General features: G+C 34.4%; 4 protein-coding genes and 2 pseudogenes. 4 read left to right on the forward strand and 2 right to left on the reverse strand.

The window, feature by feature from the left end; genetic code table 11:
• Positions 1-204 precede the first annotated feature (204 nt).
• Entirely contained in the window at positions 205-306 is a 102-nt protein-coding gene (locus ACXM0J_RS18430) for an AlpA family phage regulatory protein (protein WP_410488633.1), read from the forward strand.
• A gap of 27 nt (positions 307-333) precedes the next feature.
• Here ACXM0J_RS18430 and ACXM0J_RS18435 read toward each other — a convergent pair.
• Both ACXM0J_RS18435 and ACXM0J_RS18440 read right to left on the reverse strand, forming a co-directional pair.
• Positions 334-930 (reverse strand): annotated as a pseudogene (locus ACXM0J_RS18435) (putative adenosine monophosphate-protein transferase Fic).
• A 12-nt stretch (positions 931-942) separates the two neighbouring features.
• Positions 943-1110: a YhfG family protein gene (locus ACXM0J_RS18440; protein WP_002125865.1), complete on the reverse strand. Its 168-nt coding sequence runs from the start codon at positions 1108-1110 to the stop codon at positions 943-945.
• A gap of 274 nt (positions 1111-1384) precedes the next feature.
• On the opposite strand from ACXM0J_RS18440, the gene ACXM0J_RS18445 reads away from it, so the two are divergent.
• The 3 genes and pseudogenes from ACXM0J_RS18445 to ACXM0J_RS18455 all read left to right on the forward strand — a co-directional run.
• A complete protein-coding gene (locus ACXM0J_RS18445) occupies positions 1385-1849 on the forward strand; it encodes a hypothetical protein (protein WP_000911012.1) in 465 nt (154 codons plus the stop codon).
• 12 nt (positions 1850-1861) lie between these two features.
• Positions 1862-4201, forward strand: a complete 2340-nt coding sequence (locus ACXM0J_RS18450) for a hypothetical protein (RefSeq protein ID WP_479750718.1) — start codon at positions 1862-1864, stop codon at positions 4199-4201.
• A gap of 4 nt (positions 4202-4205) precedes the next feature.
• A pseudogene (locus ACXM0J_RS18455) lies at positions 4206-5800 on the forward strand (site-specific integrase); the annotation flags it as partial.

The following is a 5800-nucleotide window of genomic DNA, read 5'->3' on the forward strand; positions in this document are numbered from 1 at the left end:
AATTCACCTGCATGTAATCTGTAACATCCATTCAGGTCATCAGACGAAGATTAATCTGAAATTTAAGCACTAAACGCCATAAATCTATGTATGGGCAGACTTTTTTGAGACATATGTTGATAAACATGCGGCAAGTTACATTGCTTAAAAGTCTATCTAAGTTAACGATCTATTCAATTCTGGATAAGTAATCTGAATATTACGATCCTAAATTACCCGAAGAGTATTAAGATTTCTAAGAATCGTGTTTGTTGGTTTATTTGGGAAATTAATCAGTGGATTGAAGCAAAGATGATGGCTCATTAAGGATTGTGGGCTTCGACTACTTAAATTTTAGGTATTTTGAATAAAGCATATTTCAAAAATCTTAATTAATGGATTTAAATTACCATAAAAACCTTCAATATTGGCTTGAATCCATTGTTGTTGAGAGTCAATGCGAGACCAATCAATACCATAACCACAATGAGCAATCAGATGCTCAAAGAAAATCCGTTGTGTACGTCCATTACCTTCACGGAATGGGTGTATGACATTAAGCTCACAATACAAGTCGGCAAGTTGAGGAATTAGTTATTGTGGTACTAAGCCTTGAAAGTACTTTTTTTCTTGAAGTGATTTAAGTAATTTATTGGTTTCAATTTCAATACGGGAAAAAATTACAAAAACGGGTGTCACCTTTGGAAATACGATTTGTCTTAACTTTCCTGCCCAGTCGTATAAGTCGCCAAAGAGCTGCGCATGAATTGATTTTAAGTATTGTAAGTCGTAAGGTGGTTCAGCATATTCAATTAAGTTACTTGCCAATCCAGACAGTTCTAGTTCAGCTTGTTCTAAAATTTGTTCATCATGAATATTGAGTTTGTTCTTTAGGATATTTGTGCCAGGGTAACAATACAGGCTGTCACCCATTTCCCCATATTTATCCATACATGCACCTGACTAAGTTTCGGGTTGCGAATACTTCTTATATTTTTGCAAGATTTCAGCTTTACTTTGTTGAGTTGTTTGAGCTGTCGTTGTAATGCCTTCAAGCTTTAGGCTGGCTTGATAGTTTTGCGCACGTGTCGCTTGAATATATTTTTTTTTCTGTTCAGTGGTTCTGAGCATTTCGAAACTCCATTGATGCTACACGTGAAGTAAGTATAGCAGAGAATCTTTTTGATCAATGCTGCATACACAGCATTTCAAAATGTAATACAACGGTATTGTTTCATGTAATAACAGAAAACTAAAAAAAAGTGGAAGAATTTTTAAAATTTAGACCACCCATGATAAGTAAACCATATGTATTTGTTGATAATTGTAATTTTGAGAAAATTTAGTTGATAAATTAAATGAATTTTAATATACAAAGATATGCTCATTTTTTATATCGATAAAAATGTTAAAATTTGACTATTTAGTAAAAAATATAGAGATATTTATGGGGCAATTTATCATGCCCTTTTGCTTTGAGCGACAAAATGTTCAATTTAAGATAGTAAAAATTAACTCAGAACTACTGAAAATCAAAAAGATTAAACAGAGCCAGAAAGTAGTAGTACAAGCAAAGTTCAAAATAATCTATGTGAAAATTTGGCAAAAAATATTGCTATTAATGCAAACGGAGCCATGCTTACGTGTACATTCTAATTATGTTGCAATCTTACAGTTGATACATAATCTTGATGATTTTATCGAAAAATCACAGCAACACTTGTGCTTTGAGAGAAAAGCTCAGAAAGAGCTAGATGCTAAATTTTTTGCTAGATTTTTTAAGCTGACAAAAAGTTCAATAAAAGATCAACTTTTACAAAATTGTTCAGATCGTAATGAATTTAACCAATGCAATTTGATAAAAAATTAAGCGAAAGCGAATATGCCAAAGATTGAAACAGAAGAGCAATTCTTAGATTTAGCAGAAAAATTTAAACAAGATTATTGTCTATTACATGATGATGTTGTGAATACACAATTTGTCGATCTATCAGATGATTTACGTGAAAAAGCCCACGCTCTATATAAGGAAGCGCAACAGATATATGGGTATATATCTAGCTCTAGACAATTAGGTAAATATTATTTTCTAGCTTCTTTAAGTTATTTTGCATGTCCAGATACTAGTAATACACAAGAGCTGTCATCGCAACGTTATTTGATTCTACAAGCGAGTTTTTTAACATATCGGCAGTATCAAGAATTTGCAAAAATTGATAAAGCTGAGAATAAGCAAAAACATGTTTGTGACCTCCTACGCTATGTCTCACGATATGTGCTGGATTCTAATAATGCTGAATTATTTCATGAATGTAGTAAGCTGCTAAATTGTTATGTCACGTACGAACGTAATTTGAAAAAAGAGGATCGTAATCAACTTTTTAATATTAAAAATTTCAAAAAAGTACAAGCCATAGAGTATTTATCGGCTCTATTAATAATTTTTAAAAGACTCGATGATCGTCGTGTTGTTCATCGTCAGCGTAAGTCAAAAAAAAGCAAAGTTTTGCAATGGCCGACGAAAAATGAACTCAAAAAATTTCGTGAAATTAAAACGGGTAAGCAAGTAGATATTGGACATAACGCAAAGATCAGTATTTATGATGCCGCTCTTCACAAAGATGAAGAGGGTGAAGTTGATCTATTAGATCCTGAAATGGAGTTTTATTCAGAAGATGAAAAGTCTAAAAATTTAAATTATATACTCAGCGATAATGCGACGCATCTAATGCGGCATCGCCAGCGCCGTCATGCTCCTTTTGTTACAAATCCACATTATTTGGCGCCAGATATACTGAAGCAAATTGTTTATGTGTTGAGAACCGAGTTATCCGGGCACTGGAGGGATGCTGCAATCGCTGCAGCATGTTTATTGTCACTTTTGACTGGATTATCTCCCATAGCACTGATGGATTTTAACGAGCTTATTCAAGATGGAATTTTGATCCAGAATGGTTCAAGTAGACGTCGCGAATATTTACTCAAATTAAATCTTAAAATTACAGAGCAGAAGATTAAGAGCTTAAATCATGTGCGGTGGAATGAAGTGATGACACATCAACTACATTTACCTTCTGCTTGGTTTGACTATATAGAACAAGCATCGAATCCACTAATTTCATCAACACACATTAATACGAAACTTAAGAATTGGCTTGATAATCGGTTTGTAGGTTCGATCACTGTAGAAAAACTGCAGGCTCAATTATATTTTCATATATATTATGAAACATATAATGAATATCTTGCTCATGTAATTGCTGGGCGGGATAGTCAGCATCACATGCCTGGTATCTATTATGGCGGGCTACCGAAAACTCAACTCAGTAGCACATATCTAGCCTTTTTAGAAAAAGCACTTACACCACATTCCACACATTTTACTGAAGACACGGCTGAACTAAAAATATTGCAACAACAATTCAAAGTGCAATCTGCATTATCTATAGGAAGGATAGGGAGCCAACTGGCACTTGAACCCAATTTTGTGAAAGAGCAATTCCATATTTTACATAGACATTGTCACGAAAACATCCAAGAAGATAAGCACATTATTAATCAACTTAATGCATATGCGTGTTGGATGTGGCATATCAGTTTGTTGAGTTTGGCAAGTCGGCCTAAAAAAAACCTGTTGGGGAATTTGGATGATTATTGTGTTGAGCTCAAGCTTTTATATGTGAATGATAAAAAAAATAGTAAAGCAAGAAAAGATGGTCGTTTTATCCCTTTATCTGATTTTTTCATAAAAACACTGCAAAATTACACTGCCTTTTTAGAACAAATTATTGAAGCGTACGGTTCATTTTTTAGACAAGTCTTTGCAAAGAAGAAGATAACTGTAAATGATCTTTTTGGTAAGGTCATTTTTAGTAAAGATATCTTGCCGATAACTGTCAAAGAATGGCAGAGCAGGAAAATTAAGTTAATCCCTTTATCGAGAAAATGGGTGAATTCATATATGCAAGGAGTCTTTCCAAAGAATATGTATTCGAATTGGTTACGTCATTTTGACATGAACTTTTTGATGCATGAGCAGCAAGAGGGTAAACCAGCATTAGCTTTTCACTTAATTCAGGCCCTGTATGGTCATGACCAACGTGACCGAGAGGCTTTTCATCCGCATTCTTCACTTATCCCGAATGTCTATGTACAGCAAGCCCGCCAGCAATTGCAAGATAATGTCAAATCTTTATCGATTAAACACTTAGAGCGAAAATAGTTGTATGCAAAAAATCAAAGAACTAATAAAACCACAACTAGATGATCTATTTGTTGATATTCATAAAATGGTGAAAAAGTCGCTAGATAGACAGCCTTCTCCACCTGAAGTATTGACGAAAGAAATGCAGCAAAAACTTGATCAGCAGATCGCTGAAAAATGGCATGACATTAAAGATAGTGTTGATTGTTTGAGTCAAAAGTTGAGCCGAGACGAACAATCAAAACTGATGCAATTTACTGAAGATGAATTTAATAAAAGAAGGAAGCAATTCAACCAGAATGTAGATAAAAAATCATACAGAATTAAGCTAAATCCACATACTAAACGGATCGTACTGCCTAGAAAAATTGAGAGTACGGAGTCACGGTTAAAACAAGGGCAGTTACATGCCCAGGTAGTCAACGCTTTGAAAGCATATTGGAAAGATTCACTTGGATATTGGGATGACCCTAAATATTTGTGGGGGGATTTATGCTTAAGTTTTATATATATTTCAGGCTGTGCAGATGAACAGCATCTGGTTGCTATTCAGCAGCAATTGCACGAGGCCGTTGAGCTTGGTACAGATCTGAATTGTTTTCGGTTATACCATTCGGACTACAAAAAAATCACTAATCCATTGTTACTACATTATCGTGTTGAAAACTCTCAATATGGCAACGATGTAGAACAGAGAAAGTTGTACCAATGGAAGCATGTTTTTTTTAACTCATATGCTCAGTTCATCTTGCAATATTTAAAAAAGTTGAAAGCTACTCATAAAGAATATCGTCTGCAACAATCAATTGAAGATTGTATTCTGGAAAGCTTGAGTCGCATGGGACGAAACAAAAGTTTGGGCGATCTGCAATATCAAATTAAACGCCGTGGATTTCGTGCATTTAATGATGTGCAAATGGTACTTGAATTTAATCCAAACCTTAGCCTAGATATATTTTTAAGTAATGTACTTCAGCAAGAGATTAATACTGTCGCCTTACGGCCATCCGAATTTAGATTGCTATGGAGTAATGAACGTAATCAAGTCATGGAACTAGAGAATAGCCCTATTCATTTTGAACAAGAGCAGTTACATCCTGAAGTTCCGACGGCTCAAAGCAAATTACAAACGATTCCGTATGAGTTGATGTTGTTTGATCAAAAGAAACGTAAAGTTCAAAAAGTTGAGCGCTTAGATAAAAAGAGGAATAAAGAAGAACGCACGCTACGTTTTTGGCAAGAAATCAGAAGGGTGTTAGAGAAGAAGATGCGTGATGCAAATACGGAAGAAAAGTCTTTAATTGAAGCCCAATTACGCTTAATTCACTGGTTAGTGCATTTAAAAAAAAGAGGGCTTCAATTATCGACTATTGAAAGCTACTTAGGATCATTTGCTAAAGAATTTATATTTGAAATTTGGCTTAATAAATTGGATTTAAAGCAACAATCCATTGATGATTATGAAGATTTATATCGACAGTTGTTGAAATATAGCAGTGAACGAGATGCACAAGCAACTCAACGTGAAGCTGTTAAAGGAAAAACCTCTCGTAAGATGCACCAAACAGCAGAATACCGTTTTGGTCGCCTAAAAGATTTTCATCAATTTTGTATAGA

The sequence above is a fragment of the Acinetobacter sp. GRABPA_MV_2 genome (genome assembly GCF_056725885.1).

Coding starts and splice junctions, on each gene's coding strand:
- ACXM0J_RS18445 (WP_000911012.1), top strand. CDS start 1,385: ATGTTAAAATTTGACTATTTAGTAAAAAATATAGAGATATTTATGGGG.
- ACXM0J_RS18440 (WP_002125865.1), bottom strand. CDS start 1,110: ATGCTCAGAACCACTGAACAGAAAAAAAAATATATTCAAGCGACACGT.
- ACXM0J_RS18450 (WP_479750718.1), top strand. CDS start 1,862: ATGCCAAAGATTGAAACAGAAGAGCAATTCTTAGATTTAGCAGAAAAA.